24 protein-coding genes are annotated in these 24,865 nt (G+C 57.0%); 5 read left to right on the top strand and 19 right to left on the bottom strand.

The features are described 5' to 3' along the window. Window positions 1-157: 157 nt before the first annotated feature. The 14 genes from glmU to mnmG all read right to left on the bottom strand — a co-directional run bounded on the left by glmU (window position 158) and on the right by mnmG (window position 13,131). Window positions 158-1,525, bottom strand: a complete 1,368-nt coding sequence (glmU, locus tag QZR30_RS04280; RefSeq protein WP_311902965.1) for a bifunctional UDP-N-acetylglucosamine diphosphorylase/glucosamine-1-phosphate N-acetyltransferase GlmU — start codon at window positions 1,523-1,525, stop codon at window positions 158-160. Window positions 1,526-1,648: 123 nt separating this feature from the next. Beyond that, on the bottom strand, window positions 1,649-2,065 hold the full coding sequence (locus tag QZR30_RS04275; RefSeq protein ID WP_003195825.1) for a F0F1 ATP synthase subunit epsilon: 417 nt from the start codon (window positions 2,063-2,065) through the stop codon (window positions 1,649-1,651). 44 nt (window positions 2,066-2,109) lie between these two features. After that, the gene (gene atpD, locus QZR30_RS04270) at window positions 2,110-3,486 is read right to left on the bottom strand and encodes a F0F1 ATP synthase subunit beta (protein ID WP_003195827.1); all 1,377 of its coding nucleotides are present in this window, start codon (window positions 3,484-3,486) and stop codon (window positions 2,110-2,112) included. 27 nt (window positions 3,487-3,513) lie between these two features. Beyond that, window positions 3,514-4,374, bottom strand: a complete 861-nt coding sequence (gene atpG, locus QZR30_RS04265; RefSeq protein WP_005792602.1) for a F0F1 ATP synthase subunit gamma — start codon at window positions 4,372-4,374, stop codon at window positions 3,514-3,516. 50 nt (window positions 4,375-4,424) lie between these two features. Further along, window positions 4,425-5,969, bottom strand: coding sequence for a F0F1 ATP synthase subunit alpha (atpA, locus tag QZR30_RS04260; protein WP_003195831.1), 1,545 nt, complete (start codon window positions 5,967-5,969; stop codon window positions 4,425-4,427). Between the two features lie 21 nt (window positions 5,970-5,990). Next, entirely contained in the window at window positions 5,991-6,527 is a 537-nt protein-coding gene (locus tag QZR30_RS04255) for a F0F1 ATP synthase subunit delta (RefSeq protein WP_311902964.1), read from the bottom strand. A gap of 12 nt (window positions 6,528-6,539) precedes the next feature. Continuing rightward, window positions 6,540-7,010: a F0F1 ATP synthase subunit B gene (locus tag QZR30_RS04250; protein ID WP_046070209.1), complete on the bottom strand. Its 471-nt coding sequence runs from the start codon at window positions 7,008-7,010 to the stop codon at window positions 6,540-6,542. A gap of 56 nt (window positions 7,011-7,066) precedes the next feature. Then, the gene (atpE, locus tag QZR30_RS04245; RefSeq protein ID WP_002555987.1) at window positions 7,067-7,324 is read right to left on the bottom strand and encodes a F0F1 ATP synthase subunit C; all 258 of its coding nucleotides are present in this window, start codon (window positions 7,322-7,324) and stop codon (window positions 7,067-7,069) included. Between the two features lie 133 nt (window positions 7,325-7,457). Beyond that, entirely contained in the window at window positions 7,458-8,327 is an 870-nt protein-coding gene (atpB, locus tag QZR30_RS04240) for a F0F1 ATP synthase subunit A (protein ID WP_046070210.1), read from the bottom strand. Between the two features lie 16 nt (window positions 8,328-8,343). Beyond that, entirely contained in the window at window positions 8,344-8,751 is a 408-nt protein-coding gene (locus QZR30_RS04235; RefSeq protein ID WP_010565865.1) for a F0F1 ATP synthase subunit I, read from the bottom strand. 148 nt (window positions 8,752-8,899) lie between these two features. Continuing rightward, window positions 8,900-9,772, bottom strand: a complete 873-nt coding sequence (locus QZR30_RS04230; protein WP_046070211.1) for a ParB/RepB/Spo0J family partition protein — start codon at window positions 9,770-9,772, stop codon at window positions 8,900-8,902. A 9-nt stretch (window positions 9,773-9,781) separates the two neighbouring features. Beyond that, a complete protein-coding gene (locus QZR30_RS04225; protein ID WP_005792605.1) occupies window positions 9,782-10,579 on the bottom strand; it encodes a ParA family protein in 798 nt (265 codons plus the stop codon). An 18-nt stretch (window positions 10,580-10,597) separates the two neighbouring features. Further along, window positions 10,598-11,242 (bottom strand): 16S rRNA (guanine(527)-N(7))-methyltransferase RsmG, encoded by a 645-nt coding sequence (gene rsmG / locus QZR30_RS04220; RefSeq protein WP_005792606.1) that lies wholly within the window; start codon window positions 11,240-11,242, stop codon window positions 10,598-10,600. Continuing rightward, window positions 11,239-13,131 carry a tRNA uridine-5-carboxymethylaminomethyl(34) synthesis enzyme MnmG gene (gene mnmG / locus QZR30_RS04215; RefSeq protein ID WP_046072612.1) on the bottom strand — a complete coding sequence of 631 codons (1,893 nt, stop codon included), beginning with the start codon at window positions 13,129-13,131 and terminating at the stop codon, window positions 11,239-11,241. The genes rsmG and mnmG overlap by 4 nt, the downstream gene beginning before the upstream one ends. Window positions 13,132-13,696: 565 nt before the next feature. Here mnmG and QZR30_RS04210 point away from each other — a divergent pair. The 3 genes from QZR30_RS04210 (at window position 13,697) to QZR30_RS04200 (ending at window position 17,669) form a co-directional block, all read left to right on the top strand. Then, window positions 13,697-14,203 (top strand): sigma-70 family RNA polymerase sigma factor, encoded by a 507-nt coding sequence (locus QZR30_RS04210; protein ID WP_046070212.1) that lies wholly within the window; start codon window positions 13,697-13,699, stop codon window positions 14,201-14,203. Next, a complete protein-coding gene (locus QZR30_RS04205; protein WP_311902963.1) occupies window positions 14,203-15,147 on the top strand; it encodes a FecR domain-containing protein in 945 nt (314 codons plus the stop codon). Before QZR30_RS04210 ends, QZR30_RS04205 begins: the two co-directional genes overlap by 1 nt. An 83-nt stretch (window positions 15,148-15,230) precedes the next feature. Next, the gene (locus QZR30_RS04200) at window positions 15,231-17,669 is read left to right on the top strand and encodes a TonB-dependent siderophore receptor (RefSeq protein WP_311902962.1); all 2,439 of its coding nucleotides are present in this window, start codon (window positions 15,231-15,233) and stop codon (window positions 17,667-17,669) included. A 19-nt stretch (window positions 17,670-17,688) separates the two neighbouring features. On the opposite strand, the gene mnmE is transcribed toward QZR30_RS04200, so the two are convergent. The 5 genes from mnmE to rpmH all read right to left on the bottom strand — a co-directional run bounded on the left by mnmE (window position 17,689) and on the right by rpmH (window position 21,620). Further along, on the bottom strand, window positions 17,689-19,059 hold the full coding sequence (gene mnmE, locus QZR30_RS04195) for a tRNA uridine-5-carboxymethylaminomethyl(34) synthesis GTPase MnmE (protein WP_046070215.1): 1,371 nt from the start codon (window positions 19,057-19,059) through the stop codon (window positions 17,689-17,691). A 79-nt stretch (window positions 19,060-19,138) separates the two neighbouring features. Continuing rightward, window positions 19,139-20,824 carry a membrane protein insertase YidC gene (gene yidC, locus QZR30_RS04190; protein ID WP_311902961.1) on the bottom strand — a complete coding sequence of 562 codons (1,686 nt, stop codon included), beginning with the start codon at window positions 20,822-20,824 and terminating at the stop codon, window positions 19,139-19,141. Window positions 20,825-20,826: 2 nt separating this feature from the next. Then, complete coding sequence (gene yidD, locus QZR30_RS04185) at window positions 20,827-21,072, bottom strand: membrane protein insertion efficiency factor YidD (RefSeq protein WP_019816912.1); 246 nt, start codon at window positions 21,070-21,072, stop codon at window positions 20,827-20,829. Further along, window positions 21,065-21,469 (bottom strand): ribonuclease P protein component, encoded by a 405-nt coding sequence (rnpA, locus tag QZR30_RS04180; RefSeq protein ID WP_200909404.1) that lies wholly within the window; start codon window positions 21,467-21,469, stop codon window positions 21,065-21,067. The genes yidD and rnpA overlap by 8 nt, the downstream gene beginning before the upstream one ends. A gap of 16 nt (window positions 21,470-21,485) precedes the next feature. Further along, window positions 21,486-21,620: a 50S ribosomal protein L34 gene (gene rpmH, locus QZR30_RS04175; RefSeq protein WP_003213577.1), complete on the bottom strand. Its 135-nt coding sequence runs from the start codon at window positions 21,618-21,620 to the stop codon at window positions 21,486-21,488. A gap of 585 nt (window positions 21,621-22,205) precedes the next feature. On the opposite strand from rpmH, the gene dnaA reads away from it, so the two are divergent. After that, a complete protein-coding gene (gene dnaA / locus QZR30_RS04170; protein ID WP_046070216.1) occupies window positions 22,206-23,723 on the top strand; it encodes a chromosomal replication initiator protein DnaA in 1,518 nt (505 codons plus the stop codon). 38 nt (window positions 23,724-23,761) lie between these two features. Continuing rightward, the gene (gene dnaN / locus QZR30_RS04165) at window positions 23,762-24,865 is read left to right on the top strand and encodes a DNA polymerase III subunit beta (RefSeq protein WP_005783345.1); all 1,104 of its coding nucleotides are present in this window, start codon (window positions 23,762-23,764) and stop codon (window positions 24,863-24,865) included.

Here is a 24,865-nt window from a genome sequence, read left to right as displayed (position 1 = left end):
GGCAATAACTATTTTTCGAATAACACCGATAAATGTGGGAGGGGGCTTGCTCCCGATGACGGTGTGTCAGTCACCTGATGAGTTGACTGGCACACCGTCATCGGGAGCAAGCCCCCTCCCACATTGGAGTTTTGCTACTGGCGAGGCTGTGGGTAACTCAGGTTTTCTTGATTTTGACCGGGCGCTTCCAACCGTCGATGTTGCGTTGACGGGCGCGGGCGACGGCCAGCTGCGACTTATCCACATCCTGGTTGATGGTGGAACCTGCCGCGGTGTTTGAACCATCACCTATGGTGACCGGCGCAATCAACGAGTTGTTGGAGCCGATGAATACATCCTCACCGATAGTCGTCTGGTACTTGTTGGCGCCGTCGTAGTTGCAGGTAATGGCACCGGCGCCGATGTTGCTGCGGGCACCGATCACTGCATCACCGAGGTAAGCCAAGTGGCCGGCCTTCGCGTCGTCACCCATTTTCGCGTTTTTCAGCTCGACGAAATTGCCAACGTGCGCTCTCACGCCCATCACTGTACCCGGACGCAACCGTGCAAACGGCCCCGCATCGCTACCCTCGCCCATCACGGCACCGTCGATATGGCTGTTAGCCTTGACCACCACGCCTTTGCGCAAGGTGCTGTCCTTGATCACGCAGTTCGGGCCGATGACCACGTTGTCTTCAATGATCACGCGGCCTTCGAGGATCACGTTGATATCGATCAGCACGTCGCGGCCCACCGTCACTTCGCCACGCACATCGAAACGCGCCGGGTCACGCAGGGTCACCCCCTGGGCCATCAGGCGCAGACCTTCGCGCAGTTGGTAGTGACGCTCCAGCTCTGCGAGCTGCTTGCGGTCGTTGGCGCCCTGCACTTCCATCGGGTCGTGGGGCTGCTCGGTGGCGACCAGCAGGCCGTCACTCACCGCCATTTCGATCACATCGGTGAGGTAGTACTCGCCCTGGGCGTTGTTGTTGGACAGACGGCTCATCCAGTCGCCCAGCTTATCGGCAGGCACGGCAAGAATGCCCGTGTTGCCTTCAGTAATGGCGCGCTGGGCTTCGCTGGCGTCCTTATGCTCGACGATAGCGGCAACCTTGCCGTCGGCATTACGCACGATGCGGCCGTAACCGGTAGGGTCGTCCAGCTCAACGGTGAGCAGGCCCATCTGTCCAGGCATGACATGCTTGAGCAGACGTTGCAGGGTTTCGACTTCGATCAGCGGTACGTCGCCATATAGGATCAGCACGGTATCAGCTGTGATGAAGGGTACAGCCTGCGCAGTGGCGTGGCCGGTGCCGAGTTGTTTGTCTTGTAGAACGAAATTCAAGTCGTCTGCGGCGAGGCGTTCACGCACCACATCGGCACCGTGGCCGATAACCACGTGAATGCGCTGCGGGTCCAGCTGGCGGGCGCTGTGGATAACATGGCCCAGCATGGAATTGCCGGCAACCGGGTGCAGCACCTTGGGCAGGGCCGAACGCATGCGAGTGCCCTGGCCTGCGGCGAGAATGACGATTTCAAGAGACATGAATGGCTACCAATCCTGGGCGGTCCGGGTTCAGACCAAAGAAGTGTTTTGCAAAAAAAGAAAAAGGGTAGCCGAGGCTACCCTTTTTAATCAATCACACATGAAGCGTAACGGCATGGCCGCTTACTTCTTGCGGATCTGCTGGAGCGTGCGCAGCTGGGCTGCAGCTTCGGCCAGACGAACTGCAGCAGCGCTGTAGTCGAAGTCTGCGCCTTTTTCGTTCAGCGCCTTCTCGGCAGCCTTGACGGCTTCCTGAGCGGAGGCTTCATCCAGGTCGCCAGCACGTTGCACGGTGTCGGCAAGTACCTTGACCATGTTCGGCTGAACCTCGAGGAAACCACCGGAGATGTAAAACACCTCACGTTCCCCGCCTTGCTTGGTCAGAGTGATCGGACCTGGCTTCAAGCTGGTAATCAACGGAGCGTGACCCATGGCGATACCAAGATCACCCAAGTCACCGTGCGCTGTTACAAACTCGACCAGACCGGAGAAGATTTCCCCTTCCGCGCTGACGATATCGCAATGGACTGTCATAGCCATCTGATTGCCTCAACCTGATGAGCGCCCGTTGCCGGGCGCCTGGATTACAGTTTCTTGGCTTTCTCGATCGCTTCTTCGATGCCGCCGACCATGTAGAACGCTTGTTCTGGCAGGTGGTCGTAGTCACCGTTGAGGATGCCTTTGAAGCCAGCAATGGTGTCTTTCAGGGAAACGTATTTACCCGAGGCACCGGTGAAGACTTCAGCCACGAAGAACGGCTGCGACAAGAAACGCTGGATCTTACGAGCACGGTTTACCAACTGTTTGTCGGCTTCCGACAGCTCGTCCATACCCAGGATCGCAATGATGTCCTTCAGTTCTTTGTAGCGCTGCAGCACGTACTGAACGCCGCGAGCGGTGTCGTAGTGCTCCTGGCCGATCACGTTCGGGTCCAGCTGGCGCGAAGTCGAGTCGAGTGGATCGACCGCTGGGTAGATACCCAGGGAAGCGATGTCACGGGACAGAACGACGGTGGCGTCCAAGTGGGCGAAGGTGGTGGCTGGCGACGGGTCGGTCAAGTCATCCGCAGGTACGTATACCGCTTGGATCGAGGTGATCGAACCTTCCTTGGTCGAAGTGATACGTTCTTGCAGAACGCCCATCTCTTCAGCCAGGGTCGGCTGGTAACCTACTGCCGAAGGCATACGGCCCAGCAGTGCGGATACTTCAGTACCGGCCAGGGTGTAACGGTAGATGTTGTCGACGAACAGCAGAACGTCGTTACCTTCGTCACGGAACTTCTCGGCCATGGTCAGGCCAGTCAGGGCTACGCGCAGACGGTTTCCCGGCGGCTCGTTCATCTGACCGTAAACCAGTGCCACTTTGTCCAGAACGTTGGAGTCCTTCATCTCGTGGTAGAAGTCGTTACCCTCACGGGTACGCTCACCCACACCGGCGAACACGGAATAACCGCTGTGCTCGATGGCGATGTTACGGATCAGTTCCATCATGTTTACGGTCTTGCCTACACCGGCACCACCGAACAGACCGACTTTACCGCCCTTGGCGAACGGGCAAACCAGGTCGATAACCTTGATACCGGTTTCCAGCAGGTCGTTGCCGCCTGCTTGCTCGGCGAACGAAGGCGCGGCGCGGTGAATGCCCCAGCGCTCTTCGGTGGCAATCGGGCCAGCTTCGTCGATCGGGTTGCCCAGTACGTCCATGATCCGGCCCAGGGTCGCTTTACCGACCGGTACGGAGATGGCAGCGCCAGTGTCGACAACGTCCAGACCGCGCTTCAAGCCTTCGGTAGAACCCATCGCAATGGTACGAACTACGCCGTCGCCCAGCTGCTGCTGGACTTCCAGGGTAGTTTCCGCGCCTTGTACTTTCAGCGCGTTGTAGATGCTCGGTACGCTGTCGCGTGGAAATTCCACGTCGATAACGGCGCCGATGATTTGAACGATACGTCCGCTACTCATAGCTGGATCCTCTGAATATTTGAACCGTTAAACCGCGGCAGCGCCGCCGACGATTTCCGAGATCTCTTGGGTGATCGCAGCCTGACGCGCCTTGTTGTAGATCAGCTGCAAATCGCTGATCAGATCACCGGCGTTATCGGTAGCGTTTTTCATCGCGATCATCCGCGCCGCTTGTTCAGCTGCGTTGTTCTCGACCACCGCCTGGTACACCTGCGACTCCACGTAGCGCACCATCAAGCCATCAAGCAGCTCTTTGGCGTCTGGTTCGTAGAGGTAGTCCCAGTGGTGCTTGAGTTCCTGATCCGGGGTCGCCACCAGTGGAATCAATTGCTCCACGGTTGGCTGCTGGGTCATGGTGTTGATGAACTTGTTGGATACCACGGACAGGCGGTCAATCCGGCCTTCCAGGTACGCATCCAGCATCACCTTCACACTGCCGATCAAATCATTGATCGACGGCTCTTCACCCAGGTGGCTGATAGCTGCAACGACGTTACCGCCGAAGTTACGGAAAAAGGCCGCACCCTTGCTACCAACAACACACAGATCGATCTCGACGCCGTTTTCGCGGTTTACCGCCATGTCCTTGACCAGGGCCTTGAACAGGTTGGTATTCAGACCACCACACAAACCACGGTCACTGCTCACTACCACATAACCTGCACGCTTGACGGCGCGCTCGATCATGAACGGGTGGCGGTATTCCGGGTTGGCGTTGGCCAGATGCCCAATTACCTGGCGGATACGCTCCGCATAAGGACGGCTAGCAGCCATGCGCATTTGTGCCTTGCGCATTTTGCTTACCGCCACTTTTTCCATGGCGCTGGTAATTTTTTGCGTGCTTTTGATGCTCGCAATCTTACTGCGAATCTCTTTTGCGCCTGCCATGTAACACCTATCAGGTTAGCAAGCGGGAGCCTTGCGGCTCCCGCTGCGGCTTACCAGGTTTGGGTGGCCTTGAACTTCTCGATACCGGCTTTCATGCCAGCGTCGATATCGTCATTGAAGTCACCCTTCACGTTGATCTTCGCCATCAATTCGGCGTGATCGCGGTTGAAGTAAGCAATCAGCGCTTGTTCAAAGCTGCCGACCTTGGCGATTTCAACGTCGGTCAGGAACCCACGCTCAGCGGCATACAGCGACAACGCCATGTCAGCGATCGACATCGGGGCGTATTGCTTCTGCTTCATCAGCTCGGTAACGCGCTGACCATGCTCAAGTTGCTTACGGGTCGCTTCGTCCAGGTCAGAAGCGAACTGGGCGAATGCCGCCAGTTCACGGTACTGAGCCAGAGCGGTACGGATACCACCGGAGAGCTTCTTGATGATCTTGGTCTGAGCGGCACCACCCACACGGGATACCGAAACACCGGCGTTCACAGCAGGACGGATGCCTGAGTTGAACATGGCCGATTCCAGGAAGATCTGACCGTCGGTGATGGAAATCACGTTGGTCGGAACGAACGCGGAAACGTCGCCAGCCTGGGTTTCAATGATCGGCAGTGCGGTCAGGGAACCGGTTTTGCCGGTCACTGCGCCGTTGGTGAACTTCTCTACGTACTCTTCCGAAACGCGGGATGCGCGCTCCAGCAGACGGGAGTGGAGATAGAACACGTCGCCTGGGTAAGCTTCACGGCCTGGTGGACGGCGCAGCAGCAGGGAAATCTGGCGGTAAGCCACTGCCTGCTTGGACAGATCGTCATAAACGATCAGCGCGTCTTCACCGCGGTCGCGGAAGAATTCACCCATGGTGCAACCGGAGTACGGTGCCAGGAATTGCAGCGCAGGAGATTCCGAAGCACTGGCAGCCACGATGATCGTGTTGGCCAGGGCGCCGTTTTCTTCCAGCTTGCGAACCACGTTGGCGATGGTCGATTGCTTCTGACCAATGGCTACGTAGACGCAGAAAATGCCGCTGTCTTTCTGGTTGATGATCGCGTCGATCGCCAGGGCGGTTTTACCGATCTGACGGTCACCGATGATCAGCTCACGCTGGCCACGGCCGACCGGGATCATGGCGTCGACAGCCTTGTAGCCAGTCTGTACAGGCTGGTCTACCGACTTACGCCAGATCACGCCTGGAGCAACTTTCTCGACCGCGTCGGTCTCGGTGTTGCCCAGTGGACCTTTGCCGTCAACTGGATTACCCAGTGCGTCGACTACGCGACCCAGCAGTTCCTTACCAACCGGAACTTCCAGGATGCGGCCGGTGCACTTGGCGCTCATGCCTTCAGCCAGACTGGTGTACGCGCCCAATACAACGGCACCTACGGAGTCTTGCTCCAGGTTGAGGGCCATACCGTAGACGCCGCCCGGAAACTCGATCATCTCGCCGTACATGACGTCGGCCAGACCGTGAATCCGCACGATGCCGTCAGATACGCTGACGACAGTGCCTTCGTTACGGGCTTGGGAGGTTACATCGAGCTTGTCGATGCGGCCCTTGATAATTTCACTTATTTCGGAAGGATTGAGTTGCTGCATTGCTCTGCTGCCCCTTCAAACTCAAGATTTCAATGCTTCGGCAAGTTTCGCGATTTTGCCGCGAATCGAGCCATCGATAACCAGGTCGCCGGCACGGATAACGACACCACCAATCAGGGATGCGTCCTCCGAAGCTTGCAGGCGCACTTCCCGATTGAGTCGTGCACTGAGAACCTTGGCGAGTTTGTCTTGCTGTTCTTGGTTCAATGCGAAAGCACTGGTCACTTCAACGTCTACCGATTTCTCTGCTTCGGCCTTGTACAGGTCGAACAGAGCGGCGATCTCCGGCAATAACGGGAGACGGTCGTTTTCGGCAATGACGTGAATGAAGTTCTTCACCTTCACATCAAACTTGTCGCCGCACACTTCAATAAAAGTGGCGGCCTTGTCTGCGCTCGTCAGGCGCGGGGCCTTGAGCACGCGCTGCATGGTGTCGTCTTGCGACACTGCTGCAGCCAGGCCGAGCATGGCTGACCAAGAGGCCAGCTGCTGGTGGGCCTGGGCGTGCTCGAAGGCTGCCTTAGCATAAGGTCGGGCCAACGTGGTCAGTTCTGCCATGATCGCCCTCGCTTAAATTTCAGCAGCCAGTTTGTCAACCAGCTCCGCGTGCGCGTTTTGATCGATTGTGGCACCAAGGATCTTCTCCGCGCCGCCGACCGCCAGGGCACCCAGTTGGGCACGCAGCGCGTCTTTGACACCGTTCAGTTCCTGTTCGATCTCGGCATGAGCCGAAGCCTTCACACGGTCAGCTTCGACGCGGGCTTTTTCAACAGCCTCTTCGACGATCTGGTTACCGCGTTTCTTGGCTTGCTCAATGATTTCAGCTGCCTGTGCTTTAGCTTCGCGCAGTTGAAGACCCACTTTCTCTTGGGCCAACTCCAAGTCGCGAGCTGCACGGCTGGCAGCGTCCAAACCATCCGCGATCTTCTTCTGACGTTCGTGCAAAGCCGCGATGACCGGAGGCCACACGAACTTCATGCAAAACACTACAAAAATGAAGAACGCAACGGATTGGCCAATCAGGGTTGCATTAATGTTCACGCCAACACCTCGCTCATTCGTTGTCCATCACCCCAATCACTCGAAAAGTCGAGTGATTAGCCAGCGAGTTGACCAACGAAGGGGTTCGCGAAGGTGAAGAACAGTGCGATACCAACGCCGATCATGGTCACGGCGTCGAGCAGGCCGGCGACGATGAACATTTTAACTTGCAGCATTGGGACCATTTCTGGCTGACGCGCTGCGCCTTCCAGGAATTTGCCGCCCAGCAGGCCGAAACCAATGGCAGTACCCAGGGCGCCCAGGCCGATCAACAGTGCAACAGCGATAGCGGTTAGACCAACTACAGTTTCCATCTTTCCTCCCGACTTTTACGTCGTATGGTTTAGGTTTTTTAGATTTTAAAGCGGTAAAACAAATCGTTTCATAGCCCTGGTGGGCCACCTTCCCGTTTGACCGGGAAGGACATCAGACTAGTCGAGACTGGTCTTAATGGTTCTCTTCGTGCGCCATCGACAGGTAGACAATGGTCAGCATCATGAAGATGAAGGCCTGCAGGGTAATGATCAGGATGTGGAACACAGCCCACGCCCACTGCAGAACTACGCCCAGGCCGCTAAGCCAGAGCAGGCCGCTGCCGAACATCACAGCGATCAGGATGAACACCAGCTCGCCGGCATACATGTTGCCGAACAGTCGCAGGGCCAGGGAGATCGGCTTGGCGACCAGGGTCACGAATTCCAGCAGGAAGTTCACCGGAATCAGCAGGGCTTGAACGAAAATGTTCTTGCTGCCGAACGGGTGCAGGGTCAGTTCGCCGATGAAGCCACCGATACCCTTGACCTTGATGCTGTAGAAAATGATCAACGCGAACACCGACAGGGCCATGCCCAGGGTGGCGTTCGGGTCAGTGGTCGACACGGCGCGGAATGGAATGTGCGCATCGCCGGAGATCAGGATGGCCAACTGAGGAATCCAGTCCACCGGGATCAGGTCGACGGCGTTCATCAGGAACACCCAGACGAAGATGGTCAGCGCCAGCGGTGCGATCACCGGGCTACGGCCATGGAAGCTGTCTTTCACGCTGCCATCGACGAATTCGACCAGTACTTCAACGAAGTTCTGCAAGGCACCTGGCTGACCGGAGGTCGCCTTCTTTGCCGCCATGCGGAAAATCAGGACGAAGATCAGACCCAATGCGACCGACCAACCCAGAGTATCCAGGTGGAAAGCCCAGAAACCCATTTCTTTGGCCTCTGCTGCGGTGTGGGCAAAGCCCCAGCCGCCGTTGGGAAGCTGACCGAAGGTCAGGTTCTGCAAGTGGTGCTGGATATAGCCCGAAGCGGTTGTTTCTGCCATGGTTGCCTCAAACGCCCTAAGGTTTCGAAAGTCTTGTTTTCATTAGCAGGGGAGCGAACCAGCTGACCAGTTGGGTCAACACGAAGACGCCGAATACAGCCAGCGGCGCCAATGGCTTCACACCTGCAAAGGTCAGTGCAAACAGCACTGCCGTCAAAATCAGTTTCCCCGCCTCGCCGGCATAAAAAGACCGGACGATAGCCTGGGCTGCTCGGGCGCCGGAAAACCGAAAGGCCCTGTGAGCGAAATACATATTGGGCAGCAAGGCTATCAGGCCTCCGCAGAGTCCTGAATATCCGGCTACGACTCCATGCCAATACCAAAGCGCCAAAGCGGCGATCAGCAGAATGACAAATTGAGCCAATAAAACCGGGAAAACAGCCAAGCGATGGAACGGCAACGTGTTTGGCGTGCGGGTTTCCATCACTCTTGCTCCTCAATGGTCGGCTGCCGGAAATCAATAACTTGGCATAATTTGTGCCGACAAAATGCGCGCAGAGTATAGGGGCGGTTCTGCCCCTATTCAACTGTCGGGTAGTGATTTCCGATCACACGCTACATAAGCAAATGTTTCAGCGGATGTGGGCAAGGACGCCCTGCAGCTCATCGAGAGAGTTATATCCGATGACCAATTGCCCTTTGCCCTTCTTGCCGTGACGAATTTGCACCGCAGAGCCCAGGCGCTCGGCCAGGCGCTGCTCGAGTCGTGCGATATCCGGATCAGGTTTGGCCGCTTCGACCGGTGCAGGTTTGCCGCTGAGCCACTGGCGAACCAGGGCTTCGGTCTGACGTACAGTCAGACCTCGTGCGACAACGTGTCGCGCCCCTTCAACCTGTTGATTTTCCGGCAAACCGAGCAAAGCACGGGCGTGGCCCATTTCCAGGTCACCGTGGGACAACATGGTCTTGATGACTTCCGGCAGTGCGATCAGGCGCAGCAAGTTGGACACGGTGACGCGGGATTTCCCCACCGCGTCGGCCACTTGTTGCTGGGTCAGCTGGAATTCGTGCTGCAAACGCTGCAACGCAATCGCTTCTTCGATCGGGTTGAGGTCTTCGCGCTGGATATTCTCAATCAACGCCATGGCGATGGCGGTTTCATCCGACACATCGCGCACCATCGCCGGGATGGTGTCCTTGCCGGCCTGTTGGCTGGCGCGCCAGCGACGTTCACCGGCGATGATCTCAAATCGGCCAGCGCCAATCGGGCGCACCACAATCGGTTGCATCACGCCCTGGGCCTTGATCGAGTTAGCCAGTTCTTCCAGCGCCTGGGGATCCATGTCCCGCCGTGGCTGGTATTTGCCGCGCTGGATCAGGTCCAGGGGCAGGTGCTGCAGCTCGCGCTCGTCGGCCTGCACCGCTTGCTCTTCAAGCGATGTGACGGTCGGACCACTCAGCAGTGCATCCAGTCCACGTCCGAGACCTCGTTTCTTGACGGCCATGGGGATTCCTTAAGTTGGCTGGGCGGCAGCGGTGCGTGAATTGCGGCGTTGACGGCGAACCATCTCGCCGGCCAGCGCCAGGTAGGCAATGGCACCACGCGAGGACTTGTCGTACGCAAGCGCAGGCATGCCATAGCTTGGCGCTTCAGCCAGGCGGATGTTGCGTGGGATGACGGTGTCGTACAACTGGTCGCCAAAATGTTCCTTGAGCTGCGCCGACACATCGTTCATCAGGCTCAGACGCGGATCGTACATGGTCCGCAGCAGGCCTTCGACTTTCAGGTTCGGGTTGAGCAACTCGGCGATACGCTTGATGTTATCCACAAGGTCGCTCAAGCCTTCGAGGGCGAAGTACTCGCACTGCATTGGGATAATCACCCCATCAGCGGCCACCAGGGCGTTGAGCGTGAGCATCGACAGCGACGGTGGGCAGTCGATCAGAATGTAGTCGTAATTCTCTCGAATGGGCGCCAGGGCGCTACGCAGACGGCTTTCTTTCATCTGCATTTCCAGCAGCACCACTTCCGCCGCGGTCAAATCGCGGTTGGCTGGCAGCAGTTGGTAACCACCATGCTCGGAATAGTGCATGGCCTGCGCCAGGTCGCATTCGCCAATCAGCAAATCATAGACCGAGTTTTCCAGGCCGTGTTTATCCACACCGCTACCCATGGTGGCGTTGCCCTGTGGATCGAGATCGATCAACAGCACCCGACGCTTGGTGGCGACCAGGGATGCTGCGAGGTTGATACAGGTGGTGGTCTTACCCACGCCACCTTTCTGGTTCGCAATCGCGAATACCTTAGCCATTCTTGCTTGTGTTCCCAATCATGCCGTGCGGCGCAGTATCAGCAGATGGCGTTGGCCTTGGCAACCGGGTACGGCCAAGGCGTGTTCGCTATCGAGGTGGAAGTCTGCCGGCAATGCTAACAGCTCGTCGCTTGGATGGACGCCCTTCATTGCCAGCCAGCGGGTGTCACGGTCGCCGAGATGGCGGGTCCAGTTGCTGAAATTCTCCATGCTGCTGAACGCCCGGGACACAATGCCGTTGAAAGGCTGTTCAGGCGTGAAGGCCTCCACGCGGCTGTGGATAACCTGCAGGTTATCCAGCTTGAGTTCGAGTTTGACCTGGGTCAGGAAGCGGGTTTTCTTGCCGTTGCTGTCCAGGCAGGTCACTTGAGACTCGGGAAACAGGATCGCCAATGGAATGCCAGGCATCCCGCCGCCACTGCCGACGTCGAGCCAGCGGCCGTTTTCGATGAACGGCATCACGCTGAGGCTGTCGAGCAGATGCCGTGACACCATCTCATCTGGATCACGCACAGCGGTGAGGTTGTAAGCCTTGTTCCATTTGATCAACAGGGCCAGATAGCTCAGCAATAACTCTTGCTGGGCTTCGGTGAGGGCCACACCCAACTGGCGCGCTCCTGTGGATAACTCTTCGGCGTGTTGCGAGGTGACCAACGAACTCAAGCGCTTTGCTCCAACTGACGGCCCGCGCCGCGTTTTTTCAAATGAATCATCAACAGCGAAATGGCTGCAGGAGTGACGCCTGGAATGCGTGAAGCCTGGCCAAGTGTTTCCGGCCGAGTTATCCCCAGCTTGCTTTGAATTTCTTTCGACAGCCCGGAAATCCCGGTGTAGTCGATATCCACAGGCAGCTTGGTATCTTCACTGGCGCGCAGGCGAGCGATTTCGTCCTGCTGGCGATCAATGTAACCGGCGTACTTGGTCTTGATCTCGACCTGTTCGGCAACCTGTGGATCTTCCGCGCCCTGGCCTGTTACTTCGACCAAGCCAGCGTAGTCGATTTCCGGACGGGACAGCAGGTTCAGCAGGTTGTACTCATGGGTCAGAGGCGTGCCGAATTTTTCCGCAATCGCATCGCCTTGTTCGGTGCCCGGGCGAACCCAGGTACTTTTCAGGCGTTGCTCTTCGAGCGTGATGCTTTCGCGTTTCTTGCAGAACGCAGCCCAACGCGCGTCATCAACCAGGCCCAATTCACGACCTTTTTCGGTCAAGCGCAGGTCCGCGTTGTCCTCGCGCAGGATCAGGCGGTATTCGGCCCGGGAAGTGAACATCCGGTACGGTTCCTGGGTACCGAGGGTAATCAGGTCGTCGACCAATACACCGATATAGGCTTCATCGCGACGCGGGCACCAGCTGTCTTTGCCTTGTGCGCGCAATGCAGCGTTGGTTCCGGCCAGCAAACCCTGGGCCCCGGCTTCTTCGTAACCGGTGGTGCCATTGATTTGCCCGGCAAAGAACAAGCCGCCAATTACCTTGGTTTCCAGGCTGTATTTCAAGTCACGCGGGTCGAAGTAATCGTACTCAATGGCGTAGCCCGGCCGCACGATGTGCGCATTTTCCATACCGCGGATCGACTGCACGATCTGGATTTGCACGTCGAACGGCAAGGAAGTGGAAATCCCGTTCGGGTACAGCTCATGCGTGGTCAGGCCTTCGGGCTCGATGAATACCTGGTGGCTTTCCTTGTCGGCAAAGCGGTGGATCTTGTCTTCGATCGACGGGCAATAACGCGGGCCAATGCCTTCGATCACCCCGGAATACATTGGCGAACGGTCGAGGTTCGCGGCAATGATTTCGTGGGTCCGTGCGTTCGTGTGGGTAATCCAGCAACTGACCTGCTTCGGATGCTGCTCCTTGGAGCCCATGAACGACATGACCGGAATCGGCGTGTCACCGGCTTGCTCGGTCATCACCGAGAAATCCACAGAACGCCCGTCAATACGTGGCGGGGTCCCGGTTTTCAGGCGACCAACTCGCAGAGGCAATTCACGCAAGCGTTTTGCCAGGGCGATCGACGGCGGATCACCGGCGCGACCACCGGAATAGTTCTGCATGCCAATGTGGATAAGCCCACCGAGGAAGGTACCGGTGGTCAGCACGACGGATTCTGCGAAGAAACGCAGGCCCATTTGGGTGACCACGCCTTTCACGACGTCCTGTTCGACGATCAGATCATCGGCGGCTTGCTGAAATATCCACAGGTTCGGCTGGTTTTCCAGGGTTTCACGTACGGCCGCCTTGTACAGGATGCGGTCAGCTTGAGCCCGGGTTGCACGCACCGCCGGGCCTTTGCGGCTGTTGAGCACGCGAAATTGAATACCACCTTTGTCGGTAGCCATGGCCATCACGCCGCCAAGGGCGTCGATTTCCTTGACCAGGTGGCTTTTGCCAATCCCGCCGATAGCGGGGTTGCAACTCATGGCACCGAGGGTTTCCACGTTGTGCGTGAGCAACAGGGTTTTTACGCCCATGCGTGCTGACGCCAGTGCTGCCTCGGTACCGGCATGACCGCCGCCGATGACGATCACTTCAAAACGGGAAGGGAAATCCACCACGCACCTCGTGCCTGCTTATGTAGGTAATCAGGAATTGTTTGTTGAAAGAGTTTTGGAGCTTTGGCGGCAAGTATAGGGACTTCGCCCTTCCTAAAGAACCCTTTGCACAAAATTTAACCAGCTGTGGATGAATCACAGGCAATAGAAATTAAAAGAGAGAAATTTATTAAATCTTTGTTTTTATGTTTATTTCTACTGAGCTACTTTTCTGTGGATAGATTTCTACAGGCCTTTATTTTCAATGTGTACAGAGCTTCAAAAGTCTGTGGTCATGTGCCAATGAGGCCCTTGGATAAGTGCTTTAAGCCTGTGGATTAAACAGGTGGTTATCCACAGAAGGGTTTTTACTCTGGTTTCAGGCCCTGTTATCAACTGGGCACAAGGGCGGTTATTCACAGGGCTTAATCCGTAGAAAACCGCAGATCCTCTGGTATTTCCTTCTGCACGAAGGCAGCCGCATCCTTTACCCGGAGTGGTGAGTGCTTCAAAAAGAGATCTATTGTGAGAAAACGGTTGGGCAGTTAATAATAGCGATTATCATTAACTTGCCTTGTCATGCCCTATGTCCCTTCCATCACACACGGCTGCGGTCCAGAACATCTATGAGCAACACCATTCCTGGTTGCATGGGTGGCTCAAAGGTAAGTTGCATAACGCCTGCGATGCGGCCGATGTGGCGCACGATACGTTCGTGCGTATTCTGGGTGGGCGACATGCAGCGCAGATCATTGAGCCGCGGGACTATCTGGCGACCATCGCCAGGGGCCTGGTGATTGATCGTTACCGTCGACACGCCATTGAGCAGGCCTACAAGCAAACCTTGGCTGAACGTCCTGAAGCCAACGCCATCAGCGAAGAAGACAAGGCCATCATCATTGAGACCCTGGTGGCTGTGGATAAAGCCTTGGCCACACTCGGCGAGCGAGCACGGCGAATCTTTATGCTGTCGCAGCTCGAAGGGCTGACTTATCAACAGATCGCAGATCAGCTGCAGGTCTCACTGACCACAGTGAAGAAGCACATGATCCGCGCATTGACTGAATGTTCGCTGATCGTGGCCAGCCTGTAATGGCGGTCCCCGATCGCAAGACCTTCGAAGCCGCTGCCAGCTGGTATGTACAGTTCCAGTCCCAGACACCTACAGCCGCTGACCGCCTGGCCTGGCAACAATGGCTGAACGGCGATCCGTCCCACCAGGCTGCGTGGGACCAGATGGAGCAATTGCAGCGCAGCCTTGGCGCGCTGCCCCAGGATTTCACCCGCCGTGCATTGTCGACCACGCAACAACGGCGCCAAGTACTGAAGTGGATGCTGGTGTTGGGCAGTACCGGCTATCTAGGCTGGAATGTTCAGCAACGCACGCCCCTGGCCCATGTATGGGCCGATTACCGGACTTCCGTGGGTGAGCGTCGGCGTGTCGAACTGGCTGACGGTACGCGGGTTGATCTTAATACCAGCACCGCTATTGACGTGGTTTTTGATGGGCGCCAGCGCTTGATCCGTTTGCGCGAAGGTGAAGTACTTATCCACACCGGCAAGTTCGGCGGGCAAACGCCTTTTTATGTCGAAACCCTTCAAGGCCGCGTCCAGGCATTGGGTACTCGGTTCAGCGTGCGCCAGTTGCCAGGCTCCACACGTGTCGGCGTCCTGGAGGATCGGGTGAGCGTGTGTCCAGGTGACCAGCCCAACCACGCGCGGCTGCTCGGTGCCTGTGAGAGCGCTGACTTTGATCGCCAAAACGTGGGTCCCAACACGAGTTATCGCGGCTCCCAGGCTGCCTGGGTCGATGGGCAGTTAATCGTATTGGATGCTCGCCTCGCAGAGGTGATGGACGAACTCGCCCGCTATCGCCCAGGTGTCCTGAAATACGATTCGGCTTCGGCGCGCTTGCCTATCTCCGGCACGTTCCGACTGGATTCAACCGATGCAGTACTGGCTAACCTACAGACAACCCTGCCGATTCAGGTGAAGTACTTCACGCGCTATTGGGTTTCAGTGACGCGAATCGGTTAAAAAATTCGCACACGGGGGTTATCTTTTTTTCACCTGATGCGGCCCTACAGGTAATCACGACCACCTTCAGGGCTTACCCACCTATGCGCCTCCCCACCAAGCTCCGCTTGCGACTTTCCTGCCACGGTATGATGTACGGCCTGCTGCTCGGTACCGCAAACATCGCCAGTGCCTTGCTTGCCCCTGGCGCCATGGCCGCCAATGGGGTGCAGCATTTCGTCATCGCGGCTGGCCCGCTGGACAATGCCTTGAGTCAATTCGCTGCCAGAGCGAATGTGATTCTGTCTTTCTCGCCTCAGCAAACCGCGCAGCTGACTACAGCAGGGCTGGAAGGCGATTATTCGGTGGAACAAGGCTTTGCGCTGTTGCTGCAGAACTCGGGGCTACAAGTGCTATCCCAGGCGCCAGGCAGTTATGTTCTGCAGGCCATTCCCGCAGGGCAACTAGTGCTCGCCCCTACCACGGTCAGCGGTTATCAACAGGCAGGGTTCAACCAAGACATCGCCGGGGATGTGGGCTACAAGGCGCAAAACAGTCGCATCGGTACCAAAACCAGCACGCCTTTGTCCGAAACGCCACGCTCGGTATCGGTCGTCACCGGCCAGCGCATAAAGGACCAGAAGTCGCAAACCCTGACTGAAGTGTTGGGGTATGTGCCGGGAATCTTCGCGCCACCTTTTGCCGCCGGTGACGGCCTGGCAGGCGACCTGTTCTTTATTCGCGGCTTTAATGCCACGGATTACGGCTACGGCCTTCTGCGAGATGGGCTACGGGTACAAGGCAATCGCTACGATACGACCAGTGAGCCTTATGGCTTGGAACGCGTCGAAATCTTTCGCGGCCCCTCGTCCCTGCTCTACGGTGAGAACGCGCCTGGCGGCTTGGTGAATCTGGTGAGCAAACACCCCACCGCCAGCCCGCAAGGTGAGGTGCAAGTGGGGTATGGCTCGAATAATCGGCGTCAATTGGGTGTGGATATCTCGGGTCCGCTCAACGACAGCGACAACATCCTTGGGCGCGTGGTGATGCTCGGCCGCAAATCCGACACGCAAACTGACCATGTTCCAGATGATCGCCTGTATATCGCGCCCTCCCTGACCCTGAATTTCGACGATTACAACAACCTGACCTTGTTGGCCAATTACCAAAAAGACCACACTAATCTCGAGCTAGGCCTACCCGCCGCCGGCACCTTGCTTACCAACCCCAATGGCAAACTGTCCAAGCACACCATGCTCGGCAACCCGGACTGGAATACGTTCGAACGTGAAGCCTGGAGCACTGGCTACGAGTTCAGCCATAGTTTCAACGCCGATTGGCAGTTCCGCCAGAACTCACGCTATATGCAGTCGCGCATCAACCGCCATGAAACTTGGCCTGGCGCGCTGAATAACCGTGGCTTCGGCACTCAGTTGAACATGACTGCCTATGACCGCTACAACAAGTCGATGGTCTATTCCCTGGATAACCAGGTGGAAGGCAAATTCCAGCTCGGTGGTCTCGACAATACTGTGCTCCTCGGCGCCAGCTACGACCGCACCTCGTTCAATCAGGATTGGGACGCTGGCTCTGCCGGCACCATCAATGTGTATAACCCCGTCTACCTGCGTGATCCACTGACCCCGATTGCCGTGCAAAACACCTTGCTCGAACAACAGATGAAAGGCGTCTATGCACAAATCCAGAGCAAGTACGACCATTGGCTGTTCCTGCTCGGAGGCCGCCAGGACTGGGTGGACAGTCATTTCCGTGACAAGGTCAACAAGACCAGCAATACCGACGCCGAGGACCGCAAGTTCACTTACCAGGGCGGGGTGATGTACCAGTTCGACAACGGTCTGACGCCGTATGTCAGCTATTCCACCGCCTTCGTTCCCGTGCAGCAAATCTCCAACGCCGGTTCACCCTTGAAGCCGATCACCAGCAGTCAGTACGAAGTGGGGGTGAAGTACGAGCCGATCGGCTGGGATACCGCGATGACCCTGTCGTTGTATGACTTGCGCAAGCAGGACGATACCTACCTGGACGCCACCACCAACAGTTACCGCCAGGTGGGCGAGAGCCGGGCCAAGGGTGTAGAAGTCGAGGTGAACAGCAATCTCACGCCCAATCTCAATCTGACGGCGGCTTACACCTATACGGACGCTCGGATTACCAAGGATTCGGCTACCTCACTGGTCGAGGGGCACCAGATGACGGGAGTGCCGCGCAACCAGGCCTCGATCTGGGGCAAGTACCGTTTCCTCGATGGCCAACTCAAGGGCTTATCCCTGGGTGGCGGTGTGCGTTATTTCGACAGTACCTTTGCTTACACCGCACCTACGCTGTACGGGAAGTTGGACGCCGGTAGCGTCACCTTGGTGGACGCAGCGGTTGGCTATCAGATCGATAAACACTGGTCAGTCGACCTGAACGCCAAGAACCTGTTCGATAAGGAATATGTAGCCGGCTGCAACGACGCCGGCCGTTGCTACTGGGGGGACAGCCGTACCCTGCTCGGTACGGTGTCGTACAACTGGTAGAGGCCTGTGGATAACCAGGCTATTTGCCGATACAGAAACTGGAAAAGATCCGCCCCAATAAATCATCGGAGCTGAATGCGCCGGTGATTTCCCCCAAGAGCTGCTGCGCCTGACGCAGATCCTCTGCCAGCAGCTCTCCCGCCCCCGCTAGGGTCAGCTGCGCACGACCGTGTTCCAACGCCGCGCTCGCATGGCGCAACGCCTCCAAATGCCTGCGGCGTGCACTGAAGCTGCTTTCCGAGGTCTGTTCGTAGCCCATGCAGGCCTTGAGGTGCTCACGCAGCAATTCCAGGCCCTCACCTGCCGATTTGGCGCTCAAGCTGATCGTGACATGCCCGTCCTCACTGGTTTCAAGGGCGATTGCTTCACCTGTCAGGTCGGCCTTGTTACGAATCAAAGTGACTTTGGCCGGGTCCGGGCGTTGCTCGAGGAATTCAGGCCACAGTGCAAAAGGATCCACAGCTTCCGGTGCTGTGGCATCAACGACCAGCAACACCCGATCTGCTTCGCTGATAGCCTTGAGCGCACGCTCCACGCCGATTTTTTCCACCTGGTCATCGGTGTCGCGTAAGCCGGCGGTGTCGACCACGTGCAGCGGCATGCCGTCGATGTGGATATGTTCGCGCAGGATATCCCGGGTAGTGCCGGCAATCTCGGTGACAATCGCCGCCTCGCGTCCTGCCAAGGCATTGAGCAGGCTGGATTTACCGGCATTGGGCCGGCCGGCAATCACCACTGTCATACCATCGCGCAACAGCGCGCCCTGCCCGGCTTCACGCAACACTGTGGATAATTCCTCGCGGACTTTATCCAACATGGCTAGGACGTGGCCATCCGCGAGGAAGTCGATTTCTTCTTCCGGAAAATCAATTGCCGCTTCGACGTAAATACGCAGACTGATCAGTTGCTCGGTCAAGTTATGCACACGCAGGGAAAAAGCTCCCTGTAACGAGCGTAATGCATTGCGCGCAGCCTGGGCAGAACTGGCTTCGATCAAATCGGCGATCGCTTCGGCCTGGGCGAGGTCGAGCTTATCGTTCAAAAACGCGCGTTCGCTGAACTCCCCAGGTCGCGCCAAGCGGCAACCCAGTTGCAGGCAACGCTGCAAGAGCATATCCAGCACGACAGGGCCGCCATGGCCCTGTAACTCCAGAACGTCTTCTCCGGTGAAGGAGTTCGGCCCAGGGAAGTAGATAGCCAGCCCTTCATCCAATACGCTTTGGTCGGCATCCAGGAACTGGCCGTAATGGGCATAGCGGGGTTTCAGCTCTCGGCCATTGATAGCCTTGGCTGCTACACCCGCAAGCGGCCCGGAAATTCGAACGATACCCACACCGCCTCGACCTTGAGCGGTAGCCACAGCAGCGATGGTTTCACGGGGAGCACTCATCAGCAGGTTCCAGAACAAAAGTGACGGAAAGCAAAACGCCCCACTAGGGGGCGTCTTGAGTGGTTACCCACAGAGTAAATTACGCCTCGGCTTTTTTGGTAGCCGCTTCGATTTTACGTGTGATGTACCACTGTTGAGAGATCGACAACACGTTGTTGACCACCCAGTACAGTACCAAACCGGCTGGGAACCACAGGAAGAAGAAGGTGAAGATGATTGGCATCATTTTCATTACCTTGGCCTGCATCGGATCCGGCGGGGTTGGGTTCAGACGCTGCTGGATGAACATGGTCGCGCCCATGATGATCGGCAGGATAAAGAACGGGTCTTTGATCGACAGGTCAGTTATCCACAGCATGAACGGCGCCTGGCGCATTTCCACGCTTTCCAGGAGTACCCAATACAGCGACAGGAATACCGGCATCTGCACCAGAATCGGCAAGCATCCACCCAGCGGGTTGATCTTCTCTTTCTTGTACAGCTCCATCATGGCCTGCGACATTTTCTGCCGGTCGTCACCATGTTGTTCTTTCAATGCGGCCAGTTTCGGGGCCACGGCACGCATACGCGCCATCGATTTGTAGCTGGCAGCCGACAGAGGGAAGAAGATCCCCTTGATCAGCATGGTCAGGAAGATGATCGACCAACCCCAGTTACCGACGATGCTGTGGATATGTTGCAGCAACCAGAAGATCGGCTGGGCAATGAACCACAGAATGCCGTAATCGACAGTCAGTTCCAGGCCTGGGGATAACTCTTTCAGGACGGCCTGGCTTTTCGGGCCGGCGTACAGTGTAGCGCTGGTTTCAGCCTTGGCACCCGGAGCGACGTTCAACGCCGGGCCAGTAAAACCAATGATGTAGTTGCCTTGGCTGTCTTTACGGGTCTGAACCAGGTTGGCTTCACCCTTGTTCGGGATCCAGGCGGTCACGAAGTAGTGTTGCAACCAGGCAACCCAGCCGCCTTGCACGGCTTCTTTCAGCGAACCCTTGTCGATATCTTTCATCGACACTTTTTTGTACGGCTCACCACTTGTCCACAGGGCTGCGCCCAGGTAAGTCGCGGTGCCGGTGGCAGTGCTGGAAGAAGGATCGGAGCTGCCATCACGCTTGAGCTGGGCAAACAGGTTGCCACTCCAAGGCTTGTCGCTTTCGTTGTCGATCAGGTAAGTGACCTTCAAGTCGTACAAACCACGGGTAAAGCTGAAACGCTTGATGTAGTTGACGCCGTCGAGGCTGAATTTCAGGTCGACGTTCAACTGGTTCTGGCCGTCAGCCAGTTGATAAGTCTTCTGTTCGGTCGAATAAACCGGACGACCGGTAGCACGTGCATCCGGACCGTTGGTGCCGGTCAGGCCACTTTGTGCCAGATAAACACGCTCGCCACCGTTATCAAACAGTTGGAACGGAACATCCGGATGGTCTTGGCGACGTGGATACAGCGGCAGTTTCAACTGCGCGATATCACCACCTTGCGGGTCGATGGCCAGGTCGAGCACATCCGTTTTCACGTGGATGAGGTCTTTATTGGTGACCACTGGCGTTTCTAAAGGGGCGCTGGTCTCGCCATTCGCGCTGGGAACATCGGCACTCGCGGACGCATTATTATTACCCAGCGGGGCGTCCGGAATAGCCGGCGCGGCCTGATTGGTAGCAACATTCTGAGTCGGCAGGGCAGCCTGGCCGTAGTCCTGGTTCCACTTAAGAACCATGACGTAGGACACGATTGCCAGGGCGACGATCAGGATCGTGCGTTTAATATCCATGATTACTCGGCCATCGAAGAAGAACGGGAGGTAGGGATAGGTGGAACCGGGTCATAACCACCGGGATTCCACGGATGACAGCGACCTAAACGACGAAAGGTCAGCCAGCCACCGCGCAGAAGACCATGATTTTCTATGGCTTCTAACGCGTAGCAGGAACAGCTGGGGTAGAAACGACAGTGGCTGGCCATCAGGGGACTAATGGCATAGCGATAAAACTGGATCGGAACGATTGCCAGTTTACGCATCAAGACTGTCTACCCCTACAGTTTCGGTGCTGACTGCTGGTGTTGGCTTGTTGGTACGCGCCAAACGTTTCCAGAGCTTGCCGAAATGCTGAATCAATTCGGGGTTTTCTACATCACCCAAGCCTTTGCGCGCGACGATAACAATATCCCAACCAACCAGAGTGTCCTGGTGGAGGCGAAACGATTCGCGCATCAGACGCTTGAGGCGATTGCGCTCAACGGAGAGCTTTACGCTCTTCTTGCCGATCACCAACCCGAGACGAGGGTGATCAAGATCGTTGTTACGCGCAAGGAGCAGGAGATTTTTCCCCGGAACCTTGCCGGTGGGGGAGTCAAAGACTGCCTTGAAATGCCGGGGGGTTAGCAGACGCTTTTCCCGACTGAAGTCCTGACTCACCACCAGTACCGGATTATCAAACTGCCAGACGCGCACGACCTTTGGCGCGGCGACGCGACAGGACAGCACGGCCGTTCTTGGTAGCCATGCGAGCACGGAAGCCGTGAGTACGGGCGCGTTTGATGGTGCTTGGTTGGAAAGTACGTTTCATGGCGTTGTTACCTGGTTCGTCCACAACGGGCCGGAATGGCCCCCGTTTTAAGAGACCGGCGATTCTAGAGAAAGCAAGCCTCTAGGTCAATTTCCAACCAGCTTTTCCTTTAATTAGTTCTTCGTGGCGTCACGACGCACTTCGGGTCGTCCGGCTTCCATCAGCCTTGCGTTAGATATAAAAATAAAGAAGGAAGTTATTTAAAGCTTTTCTGTAAAGCTTATAAAAGCTAGGGCCGCGATCTTCTGTGGATAACTACCTTTAGCCCTTGTTCTACGTGATGTACAGAGAATGACAACACGGGGGAGAAGCGGTGCTCTGCCTGTGCTGCGCTGTCGGATAAGCTGTGCGTGGAATGGGTTGTTATCCACAGGCCAGTTACCCACAGAGTTTCGACCCCACTTGTACAACGAGCTCAGGGTGGCTTATCCACAGAGCTTATGCACAGACCATTGGTCGCCTTTTTTGCAGTTAAGACGTTGATTTTGGCTGGGCTGTGAGCAACCTACATGTGGATAAGTGGGCGGCTGGCCGCTACAATGGCGGCTGTTTTTGCCTCACCGGCTTTCAACTTAGGGGATATCCGTGTCAGTGGAACTTTGGCAGCAGTGCGTGGAGCTTTTGCGCGATGAGCTGCCTGCCCAGCAATTCAACACCTGGATCCGTCCGCTACAGGTCGAAGCCGAAGGCGACGAGTTGCGTGTCTACGCACCCAATCGTTTTGTTCTCGACTGGGTCAACGAGAAGTACCTGAGCCGCGTTCTCGAATTGCTCGATGAACATGGCAACGGCCTCGCACCCGTGCTCTCCTTATTAATAGGCAGCAAACGTAGCTCGGTACCACGGGCCGCGCCGAATGCGCCTTTGGCTGCCGCGGCGTCGCAAGCCCAGGCCGCAGCGGCGCCGGTTGCCGCTTCCCCGGTGCCTGCGGCGACGCCTTCCAAATCTTCAGCGCAAAAAAATGCGCCAGAGAATGAAGAGCCATCCCGTGACAGCTTCGACCCGATGGCGGGTGCCAGCTCTCAGCAGGCGCCGATCCGCGCCGAACAGCGCACTGTTCAGGTTGAAGGTGCGCTCAAGCACACCAGCTACCTGAACCGCACCTTCACCTTTGAAAACTTCGTCGAAGGTAAGTCGAACCAGCTGGCTCGGGCGGCCGCCTGGCAGGTCGCCGATAATCCCAAGCACGGGTACAACCCGCTCTTCCTTTATGGGGGCGTTGGCTTGGGTAAGACGCACTTGATGCACGCCGTGGGTAACCACCTGTTAAAGAAGAACCCGAATGCCAAGGTCGTGTATCTGCACTCGGAGCGTTTCGTGGCGGACATGGTCAAGGCCTTGCAGCTCAATGCAATCAACGAATTCAAGCGCTTCTACCGTTCCGTTGACGCCTTGCTGATCGATGACATTCAGTTTTTCGCGCGCAAGGAACGCTCCCAGGAGGAGTTTTTCCATACCTTCAACGCCCTGCTTGAAGGTGGCCAGCAGGTCATCTTGACAAGTGACCGTTACCCGAAGGAAATCGAAGGCCTTGAGGAACGCTTGAAGTCGCGCTTCGGTTGGGGCCTGACCGTTGCGGTGGAACCGCCGGAGCTGGAAACCCGCGTCGCGATCCTGATGAAGAAGGCCGACCAGGCCAAAGTCGACCTGCCCCACGACGCCGCGTTCTTCATTGCCCAACGTATTCGTTCCAACGTGCGTGAGCTGGAGGGTGCGCTCAAGCGGGTCATCGCTCACTCGCACTTCATGGGCCGCGATATCACCATCGAGTTGATTCGCGAATCCCTGAAAGACTTGTTGGCCTTGCAGGACAAACTGGTGAGTGTGGATAACATCCAGCGCACCGTGGCCGAGTACTACAAGATCAAGATTTCCGACCTGCTGTCCAAGCGTCGGTCGCGCTCGGTTGCGCGCCCCCGTCAGGTAGCCATGGCTCTCTCCAAGGAGTTGACTAACCACAGCCTGCCGGAAATCGGTGATGTATTTGGCGGACGCGACCACACCACGGTCCTGCACGCATGCCGCAAGATCAACGAACTTAAGGAATCCGACGCGGATATTCGCGAGGACTACAAGAACCTGCTGCGTACACTGACTACGTGATGACACCAGCGCAGCTTATTAAGGCAAGGGACTAGACCATGCATTTCACCATTCAACGCGAAGCCCTGTTGAAACCCCTGCAACTGGTCGCAGGCGTCGTCGAGCGCCGACAGACCTTGCCGGTGCTTTCCAACGTATTACTGGTAGTCGAAGGCCAGCAGTTGTCCTTGACCGGTACCGATCTGGAAGTCGAGCTGGTGGGTCGCGTACAGCTCGAAGAGCCCGCCGAACCCGGCGAGATCACCGTACCGGCGCGCAAGCTGATGGATATCTGCAAAAGCCTGCCGAACGACGCGCTGATTGATATCAAGGTCGATGAGCAAAAGCTGGTGGTCAAGGCTGGCCGCAGCCGTTTTACCCTGTCGACCTTGCCGGCCAATGATTTCCCTACCGTGGAAGAAGGCCCGGGCTCGCTGACCTGCAGCCTGGAGCAGAGCAAGCTGCGTCGCTTGATCGAGCGCACCAGCTTCGCCATGGCCCAGCAGGACGTGCGTTACTACCTCAACGGCATGCTGCTGGAAGTGTCGGAAGGCATCATCCGTGCCGTGGCCACTGATGGCCACCGCCTGGCAATGTGCTCGATGCGCGCCGATATCGGCCAGCCGGATCGCCACCAGGTGATCGTGCCGCGCAAAGGTATCCTCGAATTGGCCCGCCTGCTCACCGAGCCGGACGGCAACGTAAGCATCGTGTTGGGGCAGCATCACATCCGCGCAACCACTGGCGAGTTCACCTTCACTTCCAAGCTGGTTGACGGCAAGTTCCCGGATTACGAACGCGTGTTGCCTAAAGGTGGTGACAAGCTGGTAATCGGTGATCGCCAGGCGCTGCGTGAGGCGTTCAGCCGTACTGCCATTCTATCGAACGAAAAGTACCGCGGTATTCGCCTGCAACTGGCCAACGGCCAATTGAAAATCCAGGCCAACAACCCGGAACAGGAAGAGGCGGAAGAAGAAGTCGGCGTCGACTACAACGGCGGTTCACTGGAAATCGGCTTCAACGTGAGCTACTTGTTGGACGTACTGGGGGTGATGACGACTGAACAGGTTCGCCTGATTCTGTCTGACTCCAACAGCAGCGCCCTGGTGCAAGAATCCGACAACGACGACTCGGCTTACGTTGTCATGCCGATGCGCCTTTAA

This window comes from Pseudomonas sp. rhizo25 (assembly GCF_031931935.1).
In the GTDB taxonomy this organism is placed as follows: Bacteria; Pseudomonadota; Gammaproteobacteria; order Pseudomonadales; family Pseudomonadaceae; genus Aquipseudomonas; species Aquipseudomonas synxantha.
The sequence above is the reverse complement of the archived record's forward strand: the minus strand, read 5'-3'. Positions and strand labels throughout refer to the sequence as shown.

Bases quoted from the DNA above. Each gene is read 5' to 3' on its own strand.
- QZR30_RS04255 (WP_311902964.1), bottom strand. From the start codon at position 6,527: ATGGCAGAACTGACCACGTTGGCCCGACCTTATGCTAAGGCAGCCTTC.
- atpA (WP_003195831.1), bottom strand. From the start codon at position 5,969: ATGCAGCAACTCAATCCTTCCGAAATAAGTGAAATTATCAAGGGCCGC.
- rpmH (WP_003213577.1), bottom strand. From the start codon at position 21,620: ATGAAACGTACTTTCCAACCAAGCACCATCAAACGCGCCCGTACTCAC.
- atpG (WP_005792602.1), bottom strand. From the start codon at position 4,374: ATGGCAGGCGCAAAAGAGATTCGCAGTAAGATTGCGAGCATCAAAAGC.
- QZR30_RS04225 (WP_005792605.1), bottom strand. From the start codon at position 10,579: ATGGCTAAGGTATTCGCGATTGCGAACCAGAAAGGTGGCGTGGGTAAG.
- QZR30_RS04205 (WP_311902963.1), top strand. From the start codon at position 14,203: ATGGCGGTCCCCGATCGCAAGACCTTCGAAGCCGCTGCCAGCTGGTAT.
- mnmE (WP_046070215.1), bottom strand. From the start codon at position 19,059: ATGAGTGCTCCCCGTGAAACCATCGCTGCTGTGGCTACCGCTCAAGGT.
- QZR30_RS04230 (WP_046070211.1), bottom strand. From the start codon at position 9,772: ATGGCCGTCAAGAAACGAGGTCTCGGACGTGGACTGGATGCACTGCTG.
- atpD (WP_003195827.1), bottom strand. From the start codon at position 3,486: ATGAGTAGCGGACGTATCGTTCAAATCATCGGCGCCGTTATCGACGTG.
- glmU (WP_311902965.1), bottom strand. From the start codon at position 1,525: ATGTCTCTTGAAATCGTCATTCTCGCCGCAGGCCAGGGCACTCGCATG.
- QZR30_RS04210 (WP_046070212.1), top strand. From the start codon at position 13,697: ATGTCCCTTCCATCACACACGGCTGCGGTCCAGAACATCTATGAGCAA.
- yidD (WP_019816912.1), bottom strand. From the start codon at position 21,072: ATGCGTAAACTGGCAATCGTTCCGATCCAGTTTTATCGCTATGCCATT.
- dnaN (WP_005783345.1), top strand. From the start codon at position 23,762: ATGCATTTCACCATTCAACGCGAAGCCCTGTTGAAACCCCTGCAACTG.
- QZR30_RS04235 (WP_010565865.1), bottom strand. From the start codon at position 8,751: ATGGAAACCCGCACGCCAAACACGTTGCCGTTCCATCGCTTGGCTGTT.
- atpE (WP_002555987.1), bottom strand. From the start codon at position 7,324: ATGGAAACTGTAGTTGGTCTAACCGCTATCGCTGTTGCACTGTTGATC.
- QZR30_RS04275 (WP_003195825.1), bottom strand. From the start codon at position 2,065: ATGGCTATGACAGTCCATTGCGATATCGTCAGCGCGGAAGGGGAAATC.
- atpB (WP_046070210.1), bottom strand. From the start codon at position 8,327: ATGGCAGAAACAACCGCTTCGGGCTATATCCAGCACCACTTGCAGAAC.
- yidC (WP_311902961.1), bottom strand. From the start codon at position 20,824: ATGGATATTAAACGCACGATCCTGATCGTCGCCCTGGCAATCGTGTCC.
- QZR30_RS04200 (WP_311902962.1), top strand. From the start codon at position 15,231: ATGCGCCTCCCCACCAAGCTCCGCTTGCGACTTTCCTGCCACGGTATG.